Annotated in this window: 16 protein-coding genes and 1 pseudogene; 9 read left to right on the forward strand and 8 right to left on the reverse strand. The window is 72.1% G+C overall.

Translation table 11 applies throughout. The features are described from left to right. Positions 1 to 272: 272 nt before the first annotated feature. On the reverse strand, positions 273 to 2,201 hold the full coding sequence (locus tag ABEA87_RS01935) for a COG1361 family protein (protein ID WP_345625409.1): 1,929 nt from the start codon (positions 2,199 to 2,201) through the stop codon (positions 273 to 275). Between the two features lie 124 nt (positions 2,202 to 2,325). Between ABEA87_RS01935 and ABEA87_RS01940 the strand changes: the two genes are divergently transcribed. Further along, a complete protein-coding gene (locus ABEA87_RS01940; protein ID WP_345625411.1) occupies positions 2,326 to 2,703 on the forward strand; it encodes an NADH-quinone oxidoreductase subunit A in 378 nt (125 codons plus the stop codon). 27 nt (positions 2,704 to 2,730) lie between these two features. Here the strand turns inward: ABEA87_RS01940 and folP are convergent, their stop codons facing one another. Beyond that, positions 2,731 to 3,543, reverse strand: coding sequence for a dihydropteroate synthase (gene folP, locus ABEA87_RS01945; RefSeq protein ID WP_345625413.1), 813 nt, complete (start codon positions 3,541 to 3,543; stop codon positions 2,731 to 2,733). Positions 3,544 to 3,757: 214 nt separating this feature from the next. On the opposite strand from folP, the gene ABEA87_RS01950 reads away from it, so the two are divergent. The 4 genes and pseudogenes from ABEA87_RS01950 to ABEA87_RS01965 form a co-directional block, all read left to right on the forward strand. Beyond that, positions 3,758 to 4,561 (forward strand): DivIVA domain-containing protein, encoded by an 804-nt coding sequence (locus ABEA87_RS01950; protein ID WP_425570703.1) that lies wholly within the window; start codon positions 3,758 to 3,760, stop codon positions 4,559 to 4,561. Further along, positions 4,558 to 5,049: an SRPBCC family protein gene (locus tag ABEA87_RS01955; RefSeq protein ID WP_345625415.1), complete on the forward strand. Its 492-nt coding sequence runs from the start codon at positions 4,558 to 4,560 to the stop codon at positions 5,047 to 5,049. The genes ABEA87_RS01950 and ABEA87_RS01955 overlap by 4 nt, the downstream gene beginning before the upstream one ends. Before the next feature lie 29 nt (positions 5,050 to 5,078). Further along, positions 5,079 to 5,681: a DNA-3-methyladenine glycosylase I gene (locus tag ABEA87_RS01960; RefSeq protein WP_345625417.1), complete on the forward strand. Its 603-nt coding sequence runs from the start codon at positions 5,079 to 5,081 to the stop codon at positions 5,679 to 5,681. 18 nt (positions 5,682 to 5,699) lie between these two features. Next, positions 5,700 to 5,891: pseudogene (locus tag ABEA87_RS01965) on the forward strand (hypothetical protein); the annotation flags it as partial. Positions 5,892 to 5,903: 12 nt separating this feature from the next. On the opposite strand, the gene ABEA87_RS01970 reads toward ABEA87_RS01965, so the two are convergent. Next, positions 5,904 to 6,695, reverse strand: a complete 792-nt coding sequence (locus ABEA87_RS01970) for an enoyl-CoA hydratase-related protein (protein ID WP_345625419.1) — start codon at positions 6,693 to 6,695, stop codon at positions 5,904 to 5,906. A 23-nt stretch (positions 6,696 to 6,718) separates the two neighbouring features. After that, positions 6,719 to 7,567: a PaaX family transcriptional regulator gene (locus ABEA87_RS01975; protein ID WP_345625420.1), complete on the reverse strand. Its 849-nt coding sequence runs from the start codon at positions 7,565 to 7,567 to the stop codon at positions 6,719 to 6,721. 248 nt (positions 7,568 to 7,815) lie between these two features. Between ABEA87_RS01975 and ABEA87_RS01980 the strand changes: the two genes are divergently transcribed. Together ABEA87_RS01980 and ABEA87_RS01985 are read left to right on the forward strand one after the other, a co-directional pair. Further along, positions 7,816 to 7,983, forward strand: a complete 168-nt coding sequence (locus ABEA87_RS01980; RefSeq protein WP_007455245.1) for a DUF3117 domain-containing protein — start codon at positions 7,816 to 7,818, stop codon at positions 7,981 to 7,983. A gap of 172 nt (positions 7,984 to 8,155) precedes the next feature. Next, positions 8,156 to 9,625: a leucyl aminopeptidase gene (locus ABEA87_RS01985; protein WP_425570704.1), complete on the forward strand. Its 1,470-nt coding sequence runs from the start codon at positions 8,156 to 8,158 to the stop codon at positions 9,623 to 9,625. A 33-nt stretch (positions 9,626 to 9,658) separates the two neighbouring features. On the opposite strand, the gene ABEA87_RS01990 is transcribed toward ABEA87_RS01985, so the two are convergent. Beyond that, on the reverse strand, positions 9,659 to 10,300 hold the full coding sequence (locus ABEA87_RS01990; protein WP_345625768.1) for an O-methyltransferase: 642 nt from the start codon (positions 10,298 to 10,300) through the stop codon (positions 9,659 to 9,661). Positions 10,301 to 10,533: 233 nt separating this feature from the next. Here ABEA87_RS01990 and ABEA87_RS01995 point away from each other — a divergent pair, with 233 nt between their 5' ends. Together ABEA87_RS01995 and ABEA87_RS02000 are read left to right on the forward strand one after the other, a co-directional pair. Further along, positions 10,534 to 11,829 (forward strand): S1C family serine protease, encoded by a 1,296-nt coding sequence (locus ABEA87_RS01995; RefSeq protein ID WP_345625422.1) that lies wholly within the window; start codon positions 10,534 to 10,536, stop codon positions 11,827 to 11,829. Positions 11,830 to 11,945: 116 nt separating this feature from the next. Beyond that, complete coding sequence (locus ABEA87_RS02000; RefSeq protein ID WP_345625424.1) at positions 11,946 to 12,386, forward strand: Sec-independent protein translocase family protein; 441 nt, start codon at positions 11,946 to 11,948, stop codon at positions 12,384 to 12,386. An 88-nt stretch (positions 12,387 to 12,474) separates the two neighbouring features. Here ABEA87_RS02000 and ABEA87_RS02005 read toward each other — a convergent pair whose 3' ends face one another. The 3 genes from ABEA87_RS02005 to ABEA87_RS02015 all read right to left on the reverse strand — a co-directional run bounded on the left by ABEA87_RS02005 (position 12,475) and on the right by ABEA87_RS02015 (position 15,771). Next, positions 12,475 to 13,623, reverse strand: a complete 1,149-nt coding sequence (locus tag ABEA87_RS02005) for an Mrp/NBP35 family ATP-binding protein (protein ID WP_345625426.1) — start codon at positions 13,621 to 13,623, stop codon at positions 12,475 to 12,477. Between the two features lie 254 nt (positions 13,624 to 13,877). Beyond that, entirely contained in the window at positions 13,878 to 14,513 is a 636-nt protein-coding gene (locus tag ABEA87_RS02010; RefSeq protein ID WP_345625428.1) for a DUF1003 domain-containing protein, read from the reverse strand. Further along, positions 14,506 to 15,771, reverse strand: coding sequence for a magnesium transporter MgtE N-terminal domain-containing protein (locus ABEA87_RS02015; RefSeq protein WP_345625430.1), 1,266 nt, complete (start codon positions 15,769 to 15,771; stop codon positions 14,506 to 14,508). Before ABEA87_RS02015 ends, ABEA87_RS02010 begins: the two co-directional genes overlap by 8 nt. Positions 15,772 to 15,784: the final 13 nt, after the last annotated feature.

A 15,784-nucleotide genomic window follows, 5' to 3' on the forward strand; every position in this document is an offset into this window, starting at 1 on the left:
CCCGCTAGGTTTTTGTCAAGCTTGAGCCTACGTCGAGCTTGAACCCGGGTTCTGTCCCGGGTCCGACGAATGTTAGGGCAATTGGTCACAATCATTGATGGCCCAGTAGCCGGTCGGTGTAGCCGCGAGATTCCCGGCTATCAGCGGAATCGCCAATACAGCCACTGTTGCCCGCAATAAGGGCAACCCGGCGCGATTCCGACCGCAGGAGATCAGGGCATCGGCGGGCCCCCGGCTGCCGTTGCGGGTGCTCGCCGGAGCTCTCGGGGCCGCTAGCCGGCGGGCTGCCCGTCGGTCTCAACACCCTCTCCGGTGCTCCCATCGCCCGTCTCGCCGCCCGTCGCGGCGGTGGCCTCGCCGCCCGTCGCGGCGGTGGCCACGTCGGTCGCCTCGGAGGCGCCGTCGCCAGTCTCGGTGGTGGCCGCGTCCGCCGCTCCGGCGCCGCCATCATCGCCGGGATCGGCGGTGATGGCGTCACCGCTTCCGGCGTCACCGGTTCCGGCGTCACCGGTTCCGGCGTCACCGGTTCCGGCGTCACCGGTTCCGGCGTCACCGGTTCCGGCGTCACCGGTTCCGGCGTCACCGGTTCCGGCGTCACCGGTTCCGGCATCGCCGCCGGCTGGATCGCTGGGCGGCGGCGAGTCGGGCAACCGGGTCCATTCCAGCTCTACCGGGCCGGTCGGCTCCGCCCCGACCACCCCGCCGGCCTTCGGCCCGGCCTCAGGTCCGGCGGGCACCGCCGGCGCCTCGGCCACCGGACTCGCCGGCGCCTCGGCCACCGGGATCGGCTCCACTGCTGGCTGCGCGACCGGCTGCGCTGCTGGCTGCGCGACCGGCTGTGGGGCGGCGGGCACGCGGTCGGGCAGGTAGCGCCGGACCGGGGCCGTGGGGCCGGACAGTCCCGCGGCGTTCCGCATCGCCGGCCCACCCGCGAACCGGGGCGCCGCCGTCACCGGTCGCCCGCGCAGCACGATCACCAGTGCCACGATGACCCCGATCAGGACCACCGTCGAGACGGCGATGATCGGCCAAGCGGCGGTGTTGTGCGGGGTGAGGGCGAACGAGCCGTACTCCTCGTCGTGGTCGTTCCCGAGCGGTGTCGCCGAGTCCGATGCCGTACTGCCGACATCCACGCCGGTCTGGCCCGCCGGCACGAGGATCTGGTACGAGGCCTGGGTGGTCCGGCCGTCCTGCCCGGACGGGGTGAGCGTGGCCCGGACCAGGCCGGCCAAGGGCGCGTCGGCGCGTGCCCGCGCGTCCACGGTCAGCGGTACCGAGAACGACTCCTGGGCGCCCGGAGTCAGGGTGCCCAGGACGCATCGCGTCGTGGCGCCGTCCAGCCGCTGCCGTTGTTGGCAGCTGGTGGGCAACGAGCCCTGGCTCACACCGTTGGGCACCACGACGTCGACCGACGCGGCCGCCGGTAGGTGGCCCGCATTGGCAACCTTGATCCTGAGCTGGCCGGGCACGTCGGGATCGGTGCCGAGCGCGACGTTCTCGACCCGCAGGTCGATGTCGGGGACCGGCGGCCCGGCCGGGAAGACGATGCTCCACGGGCGCTGCCCGCTGCTCACCCGGGCGTCGTCTCCGGTGGCCGTGAAGCCGAACTGCCCCGCCAGCGGCGCCGCGCGCCAGGCGTCCGGGGAGACCGTGATCGCGACCGTCAGCGGTACCGACGCGCCGGGCGACAGCGATGAGATCGAGCAGTGGCCCCCCTGGCAGGCGCCCGTCGCCGAGTCGGTCACGCCGTTCGGAACGGTGTAGCTGACGTCGACCTTCGCGGCCACCGTGCCGGTGTTCTTGACCGTGATCGTGAACGCCGTGCCGTCCGTGCCGCTCCAGTACTCGTCACCGAGCATCGCGCTGCTGGCGTAGGCCCGTACCCGCAGGACCGGGGCGTGGGGCGGAATTTCGGTCCGGCCCACCGACGGGGGCGGCGGCTGCAGCCACGACGGCGGCGCCTGCGAGGGCGGCGGCGTCGGCGACTCGGGTGCCTCCTCGCTCGGGGTGGGCGTCGGCGAATCGGCCGGCGGCGTCGGCGAGTCGGTGGGGGTCGGGCTGTCGTCCGAGGCGGCCGGTGAGTCCTCCACGGTGACGCCCGAGGCGAGCGCGGGCGCGGTGCTCAGCGCCCCGGCGCCGATCAGTACGGCGGCCAGTAGCGCAACCAGCCCCCGGAGTGCGGACCAGCGTGGCAAGGGCACCTCGCGATCTCTTGTGACAATGTTTCGCACGCTAATTCTGAGGGCTCCTGCCGGTTTCCGGGTGCGCCTCTCCGGCCGGATTCGAGCGCTAACTTGGTCGATTTTCGGCGGTACGATCGTCCGTATGGACGGGTACCTCGGCTCGTACGCGACGTTGGGCCTGTTGCTCGTGGTCGCCGCGCTGGTGTTCGTCGGCGCCTTCTCGGCCAACCGTCTGCTGCGCCCGGCCCGGCCCAACCCGGCGCCGGACAAATACCGGAACTACGAGTGCGGTCTCGATCCGGTCGGGGGCGACTGGGCGCAGGCCCAGATCCGCTATTACCTCTACGCGTTTCTCTACGTGCTGTTCGCGGTCGAGAGCGTCTTTCTCTTCCCGTGGGCGGTCATCTACGACCGACCGGAGTTCGGCGCCAGCGCGGTCGTGGAGATGGGTATCTTCGTCGGCGTACTGGCGCTTGGCCTGCTGTACTCGTGGCGCAAGCGGGTGCTGCGCTGGGCCTGAGACGCCGGGCGGGTTGCGCGGGTCGGATCAGGCCAGGCCGCGACGCGACACCGCCGGCTGGCGGTCGCCACGGATGGCGGCGACCATGTCCAGCACCCGTCGGGTCTGCCGGACCTGGTGCGCGCGGAACACCCGGGCGCCCAGCCATGCGGAGACGGCGGTGGCGGCCAGGGTGCCCTCCAGCCGGTCCTGCACCGGCAGGTCGAGGGTCTCGCCGACGAAGTCCTTGTTGGACAGTGCCACCAGCACCGGCCAGCCCGTACCGACCAGCTCGCCCAGGCGCCGGGTCACCTCCAGCGAGTGCCGGGTGTTCTTGCCGAAGTCGTGTGCCGGATCGATCAGGATGCCGTCCCGGCGTACGCCCAGGCTCAGCGCGCGCTCGGCCAGCGTGGTGACGGTACCCACGACGTCGGCGACCACGTCGGTGAACGCGGACCGGTACGGCCGGGCCCGGGGCACCAGCCCGCCGGCGTGCGAGCAGACCAGTGCGGCTCCGGTCGCGGCGGCGACCTCGGCCAGGGTGGGATCGGCGCTGGACCAGGTGTCGTTGATCAGATCGGCGCCGGCCGGCACGGCCTCGCGGGCGACCTCCGCCCGCCAGGTGTCGATCGAGATGACCGCGTCGGGGAACTCGGCCCGGACCGCGGCGATCGTCGAGACGGTCCTGCGGATCTCCTCGGCGGCGTCCACGGTCTCGCCGGGTCCGGCCTTCACTCCACCGATGTCGATGATGTCCGCGCCGTCGTCGATGGCCCGCTCGACCGCGCGCAGCGCGGCGTCCTGAGCGAAGGTCGCCCCCCGGTCGTAGAAGGAGTCCGGGGTCCGGTTCACGATGGCCATCACCGCCAACTCGCCGGGGCGCAATGTCCGCCGGCCGAGCCGCAGATCCCCACCGACCGGGCCGCTGCCCCCGCTTGGCTCATTGCCTTCGGCTGGCCTGCCGCCCCCGTTTGGCCCGCCGTTCCCGGGTGGCCCGCCGCGCCCGTCCGGCCCTCCGTTCACGTTCGAGACGGCCGCTCCGGCCGTGGCGGGAGTTCGGAGATCATCGATCCGAGTGCCATCCGGCGATCCCACAACCTGGGACTCGACCGCCCCGTTCCAGGCACTTCGCTCGTCGTGGTCGCTCATCTATCTCCTCGTCCGGGTGGCGGGGTCGCCCGCACCGGGCAAGCGTGCCACGATCGTGCACATGGGCCAGCTCTTCATTGTGCTCGCCGTGGCGCTCGTCGCTGCCGCACTCGTCTTTGGTATCACTGTGTTGATCATGGGAGGTGACCAGGGCCTGGAGCCTGCCGAACCGGACGGGCGGTCGGTTCCCCTGCCGGGATCCCGGCCGCTGACCGAGTCCGATCTCTCAGGGGTGCAATTCGATGTCACGTTGCGTGGCTACCGGATGACCCAGGTGGACCAGGCGCTCCGGCGGGCCGGCTACGACCTCGGGTACAAGGAGGAGCTGATCGGCGTCCTGGAGGCCGAGGTCGCCGCGCTGCGCGCCGGACGGATCGAGGAGGCGGACGCGCTGCGCGAGGCGCGCGAGTCGGCCGCGCGGCCCAGCCGGGCCACCGACGCGGACCTCGATCCGGCGGCCGAGGTCCCGGTCGACGCGCAGCCCATCGACCTCGACGGGGAGCCCATCGACCTCGACGGGCCCGAGGGCGCGCAGTCCGACGGTGAGAAGTCCCACCGGGCCGCGAAGCGGGACGAAGCGGAGACCTCCGGCGAAGCGACCGGCCCCACCGATGCCGATGCCGCGGGCGCCGACTCCGACCGCGATCGCGACTCCGACCGGGCGGGCCGCGGCTGGCCCACGGGCGTCGGCGAGATGGGCGACGCGGCGGCCGTCGAGCCGGCCAAGTGACCGGTCCGAGATCCGCGTCGACCCCGCCGTCGGCTCCGGGGGCCGGCGAGGTCACCGCCACGGTGATCGTGAACGCGCCGGCGGAGCGGGTGTACGCCGCCTTCACGGCGTGGGAGCGGCAGGGCGACTGGATTCCGTTCACCAGGGTGCGCATCACCCAGGGCGACGGAGGCGAGGGCAGCACGATCGAGGCGGTCACCACGGTCGGTCCGGCCGTCCTGCGCGATGAGATGAAGGTCGCGAAGTTGGACCCGCCGTACGAGGTGCGGGTGATCCACACCGGGCGGCTGCTGCGCGGGCCGGGCGTGATGCGCTGCACCCCGATGGGCGGCGGGCGCACCCAGGTGGTCTGGCACGAGTGGTTCCAGCTGCCGGCCGGACCCGCCGGCCGGTTCGCCGGAGCGGTGCTCTGGCCCGGTTCCAAGGTGAGCCTGACCTCGATGCTGCGGCGCTTCGCCCGGCTGGTCGAGGCCGGGAGCCTGCCGTAACTGTCGTACCGGTTCATTAGGCTGGCCGCGTGGACCTGCTGATCGGAGCCGACGGGCTGGCGCGCTGTGGGTGGGCGGGCAGCACGCCCGACTACCTGGCCTACCACGACGTGGAGTGGGGCCGGCCGGTGCGCGACGACGACGCGCTCTACGAGCGGCTGAGCCTGGAGGCGTTCCAGTCCGGCCTGTCCTGGCTGACCATCCTGCGCAAGCGGCCGGCGTTCCGGTCCGCGTTCGATGGCTTCGTCATCGAGAAGGTCGCCACCTACGGCGACGCCGACGTCGAGCGGCTGATGGGTGACGCCGGCATCGTGCGCAACCGGGCGAAGATCGACGCGGCGATCAACAACGCCCGGGCGGCGCTCGATCTGCCCGGCGGGCTGTCCGCGCTGCTCTGGTCCTACGCGCCCGGCGGCCGGCCACGCCCGACGTCCTACGCGGAGGTCCCGGCGTCCACGCCGGAGTCGACCGCGATGGCCAAGGATCTCCGCAAGCGCGGCTTCCGGTTCGTCGGCCCGACCACGGCCTACGCGCTCATGCAGGCCACCGGCATGGTCGACGATCATCTGGCGGAGTGTTACGTGGCGAGCGGACGACCGGCGGGTCGGGCCGCCCGCGACGGCGCGCGGTAGCGCGCGATGACCGAGCGGTGGCTGATCAGCCTCAACCTGCCGATCGAGGCGGACTCGGCGGCGGACGCGGTCGCCCGGTTCTGGTCGTTCGTGGATCAGTTGGGCCCCACCGAGCTGCCGGTCTTCGTCTCGCCCGCCGGCGACGAGCTGGCCATGCAGGCCTACCTGATGGGCGGGCAGACCAACCTGGACCCCGAAGAGGACGAGTGAGGCGGGCCGGGGTCAGCGGCCGGTGAACTCCGGCCTGCGCTTGGCGGCGAAGGCCGCGGTGGCCGCCCGGTGATCCTCCGACGCACCCGTCTGCGCCTGCGCCTCGGCCTCGGCGGCAAGCGCGTCGGCGAGGCTGCCGATGCTGCCGATCGCCAGCTCGCGCTTGATCGCGCCGTACGCGAGCGTGGGGCCGGCGGCGAGCCGGGCGGCGAGTTCCCGGGCCGCGGGCAGCACCTGGTCGTCCTCGTCGACCAGGGTGGTGAGCAGTCCGAGCCGGTGCGCCTCGGCCGCCGGTACGGGCTGGGCGAGCATCAGCAGCTCGGTCGCCTTGGCCAGCCCGACCAGCCTCGGCAAGGACCACGAGGCGCCGGTGTCGGCCGCGAGGCCCACGTTGGCGAAGGCCATCAGCAGGCTGGTCTTCGGGCCGCCGATCCGGAAGTCGGCGAGCAGCGCGAGCGAGGCACCCGCGCCGGCGGCGGCGCCGCGAACGGCTGCCACGACGGGCTTGCTCAGTTGGGCCAGCCGGGAGGCGATCGGGTTGTAGTGCTCGCGGACGGTGCCCAGCGGGGCGGTCGAGCCGGACTCGAGCACCTCCAGGTGCTCGCGCAGGTCCTGACCCACGCAGAAGGCCCGTCCGGCGCCGGCAAGCACCACCGCGCGGCACTCCGGGTCGGTGTCCAGGTCTGACAGGGTGTCCCGCAGCGACTCCTTGAGCGCCCGGTCGAGGGAGTTGAGCGAGTCCGGCCGGTTGAGCGTCAGGGTCACCACGGCGCCGTCTCGCTCGATCAACAACTCGTCGCTCATGATCTCTCCTCGCGGAAATCCGCCTACGGTCGAACGCTCTTGATCGGGGCCCGGGCCAGGTGCCGCACGGTCGGGCCGCGGCTCGACTGATCGAGACACAGGTCGACGTACCGGTCGGCGGCGGGCCGCAGCCGGCCGGCGTGTCGATCGAAGAAGGCCGCCGCCGCGGTGCCCGGCCAGCGCGCCGGGAGCAGGGTCGGTGGCAGCTGAGGATCGCTGAACAGGAACGTTCGCCAGGCGTGTACCAGCCGGAATCGGGCCGCGTAGCTTGCCTCGTCCGTACTCTGATCGTTGATCGCGGCTACCAGGGGGCGCAGCTCCCGGACGAACCGCTCGTACGCGCCGCCGATCTCGTCGAGGTTCCACGCCCGGCGTACCAGCGCTACGGCACCGGCCGTACCGGCGGCGTGGCTGGCGGTGAACCGCTCGTACCGCAGCCCGGACTCGCGCAGCAGCGCGTCCACGTCGTCGGCGGCCCGGGTGGCCACCCAGGTGGTCTCGTCGATGTTGCCGTAGCCGAGGAAGGCGAGGTTGGTGGCGAGCCGGGACCGGTCGCCCCGCTGGGGCGGGGCGTCGATAACAATAAGATCAAAGGTTCCGTCCCAGCCGGCCCGGCCGGTGCGGTAGATCCGCGCTGCCGCCTCGTCGAGCCGCCGGGCCGCCTTCGGGCTCATCAGGTACCCGGGCCCGGTCGACAGCCGCAGCGGATGTAGCCAGCCCTGCCGGACCATGCGGGACACGGCGGTGCGTACGGCGGGGGCGGCGATCCCCAGCGGCGCGAGCAGCCGGACCAGGGCGGCAACGGGTGCCCGGCCGCCCCGTGGGCGTAGATAATCGCCGTAGAGATCGAACAGGGCCGAGCGGGCCTGCATGGGTTGCCCTCACCCCCCGTGATCGACATCACGCCGCCGGCCGGCGGAAATGCCGCTCATTGTGACAGCTTCGTTGCTTCCGGTCTAGTTCAGTGTCATATCTCTGCAGGGGCGGTTTGGGTCTGACGCCCTTCATCAGGGAAAATCATGAGTCGGCACCGTTCCGGGGCGCATTTCCGGAGCGCGGGCCGCTGCCGTACAGGTCCGAGGAGCCGCTCTGACCTGGGGAAAGTTTGAGGGGAGACGAGATGGCGGCGATGAAGCCGCGGACGGGCGACGGTCCGCTGGAGGTCACCAAAGAGGGCCGGGGCATCGTGATGCGCGTCCCGCTGGAAGGCGGTGGCCGGCTCGTCGTTGAGATGACTCCCGACGAGGCGAACGCGCTCGGAGACGCGCTGAAGGCCGCCGCCGGCTGACCCTATCCGCCGGCAGAACCGCAGGCGGGGCCGTCTCTCGGTGCGCCGCTGGGCGCCGGAGGGTACGGGTGAACACGTCAGGCCGCCGTCCGCACCCGGACGATCCACGGATCACCGGGTGCGGACGGCTGCCATGGCAGTCGAACCATGACGAACGGGAGATGACCGCGCCTTGCTCACCATCCGCCTCTCCGCAGCCACCGGAGCCTCGGCCGCGCTGGCGCTGCCGGTCGACCCGGACGGGCTGGTTGCCGTCGGGGTGCCGCTCGGCGACGCCATCGTCGCCCAGGCGACCGCCCTCGTCGATGACACAGACCACAGCGGCGCGGCGGGCGTGGTGCACGTGCTGCCCCGGCCGGGGGAGCGGACCCACCGGCTGCTGCTGGTCGGGGTGGGCTCGGCGAACGAGGCCGGGTGGCGGTCGGCCGGGGCCGCGCTCTACCGGGCCGCGTCGCGGGAATCCTCGCTGACCATTGCGCTGCCGCCCGCCGCCGAGCCGTCGGCGGTGCGCGGGCTCGCCGAGGGGCTGCTGCTCGCCGGGTACCGGTTCCGGCTGGGCGCCGAGAAGCCGGGCGGCGGCCCGACGCTGCGCCGGGTGACGGTGGCGGTCGACGCGCCCGAGCGCTTCGAGGCGGCCCTGGCGACCGCGAACGCGGTGGCCAGCGTGACCTACCTGGCCCGCGACCTGACCAACATGCCGAGCCAGGACAAGAGCCCGGCCTGGTTCGCCGCCCGGGTGGCTCGCGAGGCGGACCGGCTGCCCGGCCTCAAGCTACGGGTCCGGGAACCGCAGGAGTTGGCCGCCGAGGGGTTCGGTGGCATCCTCGCGGTCGGCGGCGGCTCCAGCCGGGGACCGCGCCTGGTCGAGCTGGGCTGGCGCCCGCGCGGGGCGCGCCAACACGTGGTACTCGTCGGCAAGGGCATCACCTTCGACTCCGGCGGCATCTCCATCAAGACCCGCGACGGCATGAAGCTGATGCGCAAGGACATGGGCGGAGCGGCGGCGATCATCGCCGCCACCCTCGGTGCGGCGGCGCTCAAGCTGCCGGTGCGGGTGACGGCGCTGGCCCCGCTGGCCGAGAACATGGTCAGCGGCTCCGCGTACCGGCCGGGCGACGTGGTCCGCCACTACGGTGGCCGGACCACCGAGGTGCTCAACACCGACGCCGAGGGACGGGTGGTGCTCGCCGACGCGCTGGCCTACGCGGCACGCCGGTTGAACCCCGATCTCCTGGTCGACCTGGCGACGCTGACCGGGGCCAACGCGGTCGCCCTCGGCAAGCGCACCGCCGCGCTGTACAGCGACAACGACGAACTGGCCGGAGCGCTGAGCGCCGCAGCCGGTGCCGCCGGCGAGAAGGTGTGGCGGCTGCCGCTGCCGGACGACTACCTGGAGCTGCTGGCCAGCGACATCGCGGACGCCGCCAACGTGGGTGACGGCGGAGCCGGCTCGGTGACCGCCGCGCTGTTCCTGCGCGAGTTCGCCGGGGCGGCCCGCAACCGCTGGGCGCACCTGGACATGTCCGCCCCGTCCTGGATCGAGGGCCCCGAGGGCGAACTGGTCAAGGGTGCCACCGGCTGGGGGGTACGCACGCTGCTGCGCTGGCTGGAGGGCATCGCCGCGGAGAACGGGCAGGCCTGAGTCCGCTCCGCCGGTCCGGGCAGCCGGGATGGATCAGCGCTTGACGGCCGCGAGTAGGCCGTCGCCGACCGGTAGCAGGGCCGGCAGCCACTCCTCCGCGTCGCGCAGCGCCTTGACCAACTCCCGCAGGACCACCGTCTCCGGGTCCCGGGCCGCCGGGTCGGCCACCTTGCCGCCGGCCAGCATCCCGTTGATGGCCAGCACCCCGCCCGGCCGCAGCAGCCGCAGCGCCGAGCCGACGCAGGATCCGTACTCGTCCCGGTCACCGTCGATGAAGAGCAGGTCGTACATTCCGTCGGCGAGGCGGGGCAGCACGTCCAGGGCTCGGCCGGTGATGATCCGGGTGCGGGACGCCTGGTACCCGGCCTCGGCGAAGATCCGGCGCGCCATCCGCTGGTGCTCGGCCTCAACGTCGATGGTGGTCAGGATGCCGTCGGGCCGCATCCCGCTCAGCAGCCACAGGCCGCTCACGCCGGTACCGGTGCCGATCTCCACCACGGCCTTGGCGCCACCCGCGGCGGCGAGCAGCCGCAGCGCGGCGCCGGCACCGGGCTGGATGGGGGCCACTCCGACCTCGTGGGCCAGTGAGCGGGCGACGTGCAGGATCCGGTCCTCGGGCGCGTACGCCTCGGCGAATTCGCGTGCCGCCGCGGTGACTGGATTGGGCGGGTTGATGGTCGCGGCGATGGTGCACCTCCCGATCCGTGGGCAGGCGCCTCCGGTTAGCGAGTGGCGCCGAGGGGTGTGCGCCGCACCGGGGCGCGGACGCTACCCGCTAGAGCCTAGTCAGGGTCGCACCAGTATCCCGCCCCCCGGGAGGGGAGATCGGTGGAGATCCGAGCGCCGGCTTGCGACGCCGCGAGGCGTGCGATGCTGGAGGCGGGGATGGACAGGAGAGGGTGCCGATCGTGACTGACGGTTCGGCCTGGCGGCAGCCTGACGGCGTCGCCCGGCAAGGCGCGCCCGGCGCTCGCTCGACCAGCACCACGGGAACGGGCCAGTCGCCATGGTGGTCCGACGCTCTGGGGGACCCGTGGCGGGATCCTGACGCGCCGTCGGCCGTGGTGATCCGCCCGGCTGCGGCGCCGCCTCCCCTGGAGCCCGATCCGACGATCACCGCGCCCGGGGAGCGCCGTTCGCTCGGGATGGTGTTTCTGGTGGCCGTGGTGACCGCGCTGCTCGCCGGCGCGCTCGGCGGCACGCTGGGCTACGTCTTCGCCACCAAGGGGGGCGCGCCCGGGCAGACCGTCCTGGGCGCGGCGGGCAACGGCACGCCCGCCTCGCTGGCGGTACGCCCGCCGGACTCGCTGGCCGGGGTGGCGTCCCGGGTACTGCCCAGCGTCGTGACGATCAAGGTGGGTACCGACTCCGGATACAGCCTGGGTTCGGGGTTCATCGCCTCCAGCGACGGTTACGTGATCACAAACGATCACGTTGTAGAGGGGGAGAAGGGCCAGGCCACCGTGACGTTCAGCGACTCCACGACGGTCGACGCCAAAGTGGTCGGGGAGGACCAGGAGTCGGACGTGGCGGTGCTCAAGCTCAGCAAGAGCGGTCTGCAGCCGGTCCAGTTCGGCGACTCCGACCAGGTGGCGGTCGGTGACCCGGTGCTGGCGATCGGCTCTCCACTGGCGCTGGCGAACACGGTGACCTCCGGGATCGTCAGCTCGTTGAACCGGACCATCGAGGCGGACGAGCCGGGCGGTCCGACCCGGTACTACTCCGCGATCCAGACCGATGCCGCGATCAATCATGGGAACTCCGGTGGTCCCTTGGTGGATGCCGGTGGTCGGGTGATCGGGATGAACTCGGTGATCCGTTCGATGGCCTCCGATGCGGACGAAGCCGGAAATATCGGACTCGCGTTCGCGATTCCGATTAACCAGGCAAAACGGATAGCGCAGGACATCATCAACAATGGTAAGGCCCGTCGTACGGTGATCGGTGCTGAATTGTCCAATTCATACCAAAATCCGAACGGCGGGGTCGAGGTTACGGTCGTGCCCTCGGGCGGGCCGGCCGCCAACGCCGGGATCAAGCCGGGCGACGTGCTGACCCGGATCAACAACGTGCCCCTGGAGGAGCCGGCCGATCTGATCGCGTTGGTGCGGATGTACGCACCGGGCCAGGCGGTAAATGTCCAGTATCAGCGGGATGGCGGGCCGCATACCGTGCAGGTGACCTTGGCGGCGGACTCCAACTGATCCGCTTCGCCCTCTCGCCGCAGGGCCGAGCCATGCGTACCCTGTAAAACGGGCCCGTCGGCAACGCGCGGACCGGCGAGCGCGCGGCCCATCGCCGTCGGGGGAAGTAGGTCGACATGTTCGGGCTGGACAACCTCGATAGCGAGAAGATCCTCCTGCTGTTGCTGTTGGCCCTGTTCATCTTCGGCCCGGACAAGCTGCCCAAGGCGATCGCAGATGGCGTGAAGATGGTGCGCAACCTGCGGGACATGGCGCGCAATGCCACCGGGGACCTGAGCCGGGAGCTGGGCACCGACATCCAGCTGGAAGACCTGAACCCCAAGTCGCTGCTGCGCAAGCACCTGCTCTCCGAGGAGGACGAGAAGGCGCTGCGCAAGCCGCTGGAGGACCTCTACGAGGGGGTCCAGAAGGACCTGAAGGGCGTGCAGGACGACCTCAAGGGCGTCCACAACGAGCTGAAGTCCACGGCCGAGTCGGTGGACCGGCAGCTGAAGCCGACCTCCGCGGGAGGGCCGGCGATCACCAGCCAGGTCGCGTACGACATGGACGCCACCTGATCGTGGCTCATGCCACCCCGCCGCCCGGCACCTCGTGACGGGCGGCTCCGCTGGGCGACCTCAACGGCCGGTCGGGCCCGGCCCGATCTCAGCCGCCGGACGAGGGCCGTAGCCCCAGCGGCTTACCGATCAGTGATTCGCGGCGGATCGCCAGCCGGTCGGCCACCGCCGAGAGCGCCTGGGCCGCCGGCGCGTCCGGCGCGTCCAACACGATCGGAGCACCTTGATCGCCGGCCTCCCGTACCCGGGTGTCCAGCGGGATCTGTCCCAGCAGCGGCACGGTGGCTCCGGTCAGCCGGGTCAGCGACTCGGCCACGGTCTGCCCGCCACCGGCACCGAAGATCTCCATCCGCTCGCCCGTGGGCAGGGCCAGCCAGGACATGTTCTCGACCACACCGATCAGCCGCTGGTGCGTCTGCAGGGCGATCGCCCCGGCCCGCTCGGCGACCTCGGCCGCCGCGGCCTGCGGGGTGGTGACCACCAGGATCTCCGCGCTGGGCAGCAGTTGAGCCAGGGAGATCGCGATGTCGCCGGTGCCCGGGGGCAGGTCCAGCAGCAGGACGTCCAGGTCGCCCCAGTACACGTCGGCGAGGAACTGCTGCAGCGCGCGGTGCAGCATCGGGCCGCGCCACACCACGGCCGCGTTGCCCTGGGTGAACATGCCTATCGAGATGACCTTCACGCCGTACGCCTGAGGCGGCATGATCATGTCTTCGACCTGGGTGGGGCGGGCCGAGATGCCGAGCATCCGGGGCACCGAGTGCCCGTAGATGTCCGCGTCCACCACGCCGACCGACAGGCCCTTGGCGGCCAGTGAGGCGGCCAGGTTGACCGTGACGCTGGACTTGCCGACGCCGCCCTTGCCGCTGGCCACCGCGTACACCCTCGTACGGGAGCCGGGCTGGGCGAACGGGATGACCGGCTCGGCGGCGCCCGGCCCGCGCAGCGAGGACTGTAGGGCCTGGCGCTGCTCGGTGGTCATCGCACCGAAGTCGATCTCGACGCCCGTGACGCCGGGCACCGCGGAGACCGCGGCGGTGATGTCCGTGTTCAACTTGTCCCGCATGGGGCAGCCGGAGACGGTGAGCAGGATGCCGATCTTCGCCCGGCCGTCGGTGTCGACCGTCACGGCGCGGACCATCCCGAGATCGGTGATCGGCCGACGGATCTCCGGATCCTGCACGGTTGCCAGGGCGGACTGGATGGCGGCTTCCACGGACGTGGTCGGAGCTGACATAGCAACCATGCTACGTCCGGCGCCGGACCGGCCGACCGGCGCGCGACGTCGGTGACCGACGGCACCGCCACGATCACTGTTGATCTTGAGAATGGGCTCTGAGGTGCGACGATCCGGGGTATCGGCGAGTCCGCCAACCAACCCTCCGGGGGTCTCCCGGCGGCGTTGTCCGGCACTGCGCAGGCACCCGGACAACGGCGGGCTTCCCGGCCGGCGGCACGGCCCGACGATTCCGCGCCGCCCGTGCCGCGCGCCTAGCCCCTCGGGGCGCGCGGCGGAGTCTGCTCCAGCGGCTCCGCGTCGTCGCCGAACTCGTCGAACGGCTCGTCCAGGCCCTCCGCCCCGGCCGCCCTGCGCGCCGCCCGGCGGGCCTCCCGCCGCAGCTCCTTACGCTCCGTCTTCTGCCGGCGGGTCGCGGCCTGATCCAGCTCCTCGATCAGCCTGACCAGCTCCGAGCGGAGGAAGTCGCGGGTGGCCACCTCACCGAGCGCGATGCGCAGCGAGGCGATCTCCCGGGCCAGGTACTCGGTGTCCTCCTTCTGCATGGCGGCGCGGCGCCGGTCCTCCTCCATGGTCACCCGGTCCCGGTTGGCCTGGCGGTTCTGGGCGAGCAGGATCAGCGGGGCGGCGTACGAGGCCTGGGTGCTGAAGAAGAGGTTCAGCAGGATGAACGGGTACGGGTCCCACCGCAGCCCGTACAGGCCGACGATGTTGAGCACGATCCACACCAGTACGAAGATCGTCATGTACGCGATGAATCGCGGGGTGCCCATGAAGCGGGCGAACACCTCCGCGAACCTGCCGAAGGTCTCGCTGTCGATTTTCGGGACCGGTACCCGTCGGGACACCCGCGGCTGATCGAGCCGGGCGTCCCGGCGGAACTCAGCCATGGCCGATCCGCAGCGGCACATCCTGATCGCGGTCGCGCCAGTCCGGCGGCAGCAGGTGGTCGAGCACATCGTCGACGGTGACCGCGCCGACCAGCCGGTCGTTGTTGTCGACCACCGCGATCGCGATCAGGTTGTAGGTGGCCATCCGCCGGGTGATCTCGGGCAGCGGGGTGTCCGGGTCGAGCGGATCGATGTCGTTGTCCACCACGGCGCCGAGCAGCTCGGCGGGCGGCTCTCGGAGTAGCCGCTGGAAGTGCACCATGCCCAGGTACCGGCCGGTCGGGGTGGCCATCGGCGTTCGCGCCACGAACACCTGCGCCGCGACCGCCGGGGACAGCTGCGGCTCGCGGATCCGGGCCAGGGCCTCGGCCACCGTCGCGTCCGGCGGCAGCACGATCGGCTCGGAGGTCATCACGCCGCCGGCGGTGCCGGGCGAGTAGTCGAGCAGCCGGCGGACGGGATCGGCCTCCTCCGGCTGCATCAGGTCCAGCAGCACTTCCTGGTCCGGCTTGGGCAGCTCGGCGAGCAGGTCGGCGGCGTCGTCGGGGTCCATCTCCTCCAGGACGTCGGCGGCCCGCTCGGGCTTGAGCGCGGCCAAGATCTCCACCTGGTCGTGCTCGGGCAGCTCCTCGAGCACGTCGGCCAGGCGCTCGTCGTCCAGCGCGGCGGCCACCTCGTTGCGCCGGCTGTCGGACAGATCTTGCAGCACGTTGGCCAGGTCCGCCGGGCGCATGTTGTCCAGCACCGCGAGCAGGTTGGCGGTGCCCTGCTGCTCGGTGACCCCGATCAGGCCGGTCACCTCGGACCACTCCAGCTGGTGCAGGTGCCCCCGGCGGGCCAGCCGGCCCGTCACCTCGCGCACCGCGACCCGGGTCAGCGACCACTCCCCGGCGCGGTCGGCCTCCATCGCCACGTCGACGACCGTGCCGGCCCGGCTGGTCGCGGCCACCGTCACCCGGCGGTCCAGCAGCTCGGTCAGTACCAGCAGCTCGCCGGCGCGCTTCTCGAAGCGCCGCAGGTTGAGGGTCCCGGTGGACAGCACCACGGAGTCCGGTTCGATGGCGGTGATCCGGTGGATCGGCAGGAAGATCCGGCGGCGCAGCGGCATCTCGGCCACCAGCCCCACGACCCGGGGCGGCACGCTGCTGCTGCGGATGCGCGCGACCGCGTCCCGGACCCGACCGACCTGATCACCGTTGGGGTCGAAGACGGCGAGGCCAGCGAGCCGGGCGACGTACACCCTGGTCGCCGTGGTCACCCGTCCAGAGTAG

The organism is Rugosimonospora acidiphila, from assembly GCF_039543385.1.
Taxonomy (GTDB): domain Bacteria; phylum Actinomycetota; class Actinomycetes; order Mycobacteriales; family Micromonosporaceae; genus Rugosimonospora; species Rugosimonospora acidiphila.

Bases quoted from the DNA above. Each gene is read 5' to 3' on its own strand.
- ABEA87_RS01940 (WP_345625411.1), top strand. From the start codon at position 2,326: ATGGACGGGTACCTCGGCTCGTACGCGACGTTGGGCCTGTTGCTCGTG.
- folP (WP_345625413.1), bottom strand. From the start codon at position 3,543: ATGGCCATCGTGAACCGGACCCCGGACTCCTTCTACGACCGGGGGGCG.
- ABEA87_RS01970 (WP_345625419.1), bottom strand. From the start codon at position 6,695: ATGAGCGACGAGTTGTTGATCGAGCGAGACGGCGCCGTGGTGACCCTG.
- ABEA87_RS01975 (WP_345625420.1), bottom strand. From the start codon at position 7,567: ATGCAGGCCCGCTCGGCCCTGTTCGATCTCTACGGCGATTATCTACGC.
- ABEA87_RS01980 (WP_007455245.1), top strand. From the start codon at position 7,816: ATGGCGGCGATGAAGCCGCGGACGGGCGACGGTCCGCTGGAGGTCACC.
- ABEA87_RS02000 (WP_345625424.1), top strand. From the start codon at position 11,946: ATGTTCGGGCTGGACAACCTCGATAGCGAGAAGATCCTCCTGCTGTTG.
- ABEA87_RS02005 (WP_345625426.1), bottom strand. From the start codon at position 13,623: ATGTCAGCTCCGACCACGTCCGTGGAAGCCGCCATCCAGTCCGCCCTG.
- ABEA87_RS02010 (WP_345625428.1), bottom strand. From the start codon at position 14,513: ATGGCTGAGTTCCGCCGGGACGCCCGGCTCGATCAGCCGCGGGTGTCC.